This is a genomic window from Trichocoleus sp. FACHB-40 (assembly GCF_014695915.1).
In the GTDB taxonomy this organism is placed as follows: domain Bacteria; phylum Cyanobacteriota; class Cyanobacteriia; order Cyanobacteriales; family FACHB-T130; genus Funiculus; species Funiculus sociatus.
This window is the reverse complement of the sequence record NZ_JACJPF010000033.1, coordinates 1-2,085: the sequence shown is the minus strand read 5'-3', so window position 1 is coordinate 2,085 and position 2,085 is coordinate 1. Positions and strand designations below refer to the sequence as shown.

The following is a 2,085-nucleotide window of genomic DNA, read 5'->3' as shown; positions in this document are numbered from 1 at the left end:
CCGTTATAGAAATCGCCGAAAAAGATTTGGTTTAAGGTTTAATCTGATAGCGGGACTTTACAATTACGAACTAAGGCTCGCATTGAATAAGATAAGTGATTCTTATGATTAGGGGAGAGTGATCGCATAATTTCAGTCCTCATCTTACCCCATCTGCGACTTTTGCAAGAGGTCTAATCAAGCCTTGGGTCGGCAAGTCAGGGTCGAGGCAGGACGCGACGAACAACCAAGCTTGGGACTAATCGATAGTCAATCAGTGGAGATGGCTCAAAAAGGGGGCCTGAACACGGAGTTGATGGCAACAAAAAGGTCAAAGGGCGCAAGCGGCACCTGATTGTCGATGTGTTGGGCTTAGTCGTGTCATGTTTTGTTAGTGCCGCAAACGTTGCGGATGTCAAAGCAGCACCCGTAGTCTTAGTTCCAGCATTGGAGAACAATCCTCGCAGTCGTGAAAATTCTGGCTGACCAAGGTTATCGGGGTGCGATTGCGGTTGTGTTGCAGATGGCATACGACTGCACGTTGGAATTGACCCAGAAACTGGGACAGGGCTTCGTCGTTGAACCGTGGCGGTGGGTTGTGGAACGGACATTTGCATGGCTAGAAAATGCACGGCGTTTATGTCGAGACTATGAGGAGTTACCAGAACATTATGAGGGCTTTATCTATCTCACGATGATTCGATTGATGCTGCGCCAACTCACTCAGAATCAGCGAACTCATTAATCGTTACACTTCTTTAGAAACAGCTTCTAACATTCCCTACTCTATCATTTTCGACGCCACGCCAGAAACGAGCGGCTCAACAGTTAAACCTGCAATGAATTGATTAGACCTCCTGCATGAATCATGAAGGGTGTGCCAGTTCATAGTTGAGCAGGCCAGCAATGAGGTTTAAGCGCAGGCCAAACCGTTTTCTGCGGTTGCGATACCGACCTGAGAAAATGCGGAAGATATTGAAGCGACGAATCACATGCTCCACTTTGATTCATAGCCGAGCTAAAGCCCGATTATGCTGTTTTTCCTCCTCAACTAAAGGTTGCTGGCGTCGCTTCTTGGTGGGGGTACAAGCTCGACTGATGACGCGCAAGCAAATCCTTGGTATCGTCGGTCAGCTAAACACAACTGGGATGAGACAAACGGCAAGCGACTGCGCTTGAGCAGTTTGAAGTCATGGGTTCTACCCGTATCGACAGCCGTACAAATGATTTGTTCGCTTTCAAACTCCACTACCAACTGTGCTTTTAGCGTGTGGCAACGCTGCTTAGCGCTGTAGTAACGTTTCTGTTTTTTTGGGGGCGTTCAATCTCTACCTCGCCGACATCGACCACCATTACCTTCCACTCCCACCCGGGCTGATACAACTGACGCTGAGGAGGAAGGCGAAACTTGCCACTCTTAACCAGCAGGTCTTCCACTTTTCTCACAATTCGTCCGACTGTGGTTTCGTGCAATCCCCAACTCACGCCGATGTGAAACTGGCTACGATACTCTCGCCAGTAAGCCTTGGCCACTAACACCTGGTCTTCGACCCTTAGTGCAAGCTTGTCCACCCCATCGTCCTTGCCGATCTAAGTGCGGGCGTACCATCTCGACCATCTCGCGGAAAGTCCTCCGGCTCACCCCACACCAGCGGTTGAACTCAGCCTTGGATAGATGCTCTAACTCCCGGTATTGCATTGCTGATTCTGGAATTCGTCCCTATCCAGAATCTAGCGTGCTTTGCTTCCCTACGCTCATCAACTGTCACACGCTTTCCTATTCATGCAGGAGGTCTATTATGACAGCCTTATTTCGCCGCATTCAACCGCCAAAGACATTTCGCCTCACTGTTGCACTTGTGGCGAAATACCTGAAAATCCCAGAATCATTAATCCTGCGATTCGAGTATTGGCAAAATGTACTTTTTGTGCAGCGCACAGATCGCGGCGGACAATTTGTGATACCAATTTAAATGGGGTACAGGGCAGATAGTAGACCTCTTGCAAAATTATTTTATGGTAAGATGAAAGACTTTGTAGTTTGAAGCCATTTACCCATGCGATACGAGCAAACAAAAAAGTTATCGAATCGAGAGTTCAAACGCT

At 48.2% G+C, this 2,085-nt stretch carries 4 protein-coding genes and 1 pseudogene; 3 read left to right on the top strand and 2 right to left on the bottom strand.

Annotation, left to right across the window (positions count from 1 at the left end; genetic code table 11):
• Together H6F63_RS30865 and H6F63_RS03435 are read left to right on the top strand one after the other, a co-directional pair.
• Window positions 1–112, top strand: a pseudogene (locus tag H6F63_RS30865) (IS5/IS1182 family transposase); the annotation flags it as partial.
• Between the two features lie 336 nt (window positions 113–448).
• Window positions 449–724 carry a transposase gene (locus H6F63_RS03435; protein ID WP_190634905.1) on the top strand — a complete coding sequence of 92 codons (276 nt, stop codon included), beginning with the start codon at window positions 449–451 and terminating at the stop codon, window positions 722–724.
• 306 nt (window positions 725–1,030) lie between these two features.
• On the opposite strand, the gene H6F63_RS29805 is transcribed toward H6F63_RS03435, so the two are convergent.
• Together H6F63_RS29805 and H6F63_RS29800 are read right to left on the bottom strand one after the other, a co-directional pair.
• On the bottom strand, window positions 1,031–1,234 hold the full coding sequence (locus H6F63_RS29805; protein ID WP_242019495.1) for a hypothetical protein: 204 nt from the start codon (window positions 1,232–1,234) through the stop codon (window positions 1,031–1,033).
• An 8-nt stretch (window positions 1,235–1,242) separates the two neighbouring features.
• A complete protein-coding gene (locus H6F63_RS29800; RefSeq protein ID WP_347276765.1) occupies window positions 1,243–1,551 on the bottom strand; it encodes a transposase family protein in 309 nt (102 codons plus the stop codon).
• Window positions 1,552–1,778: 227 nt separating this feature from the next.
• Between H6F63_RS29800 and H6F63_RS03425 the strand changes: the two genes are divergently transcribed.
• Window positions 1,779–1,952: a hypothetical protein gene (locus H6F63_RS03425; protein WP_190634903.1), complete on the top strand. Its 174-nt coding sequence runs from the start codon at window positions 1,779–1,781 to the stop codon at window positions 1,950–1,952.
• Window positions 1,953–2,085 lie beyond the last annotated feature (133 nt).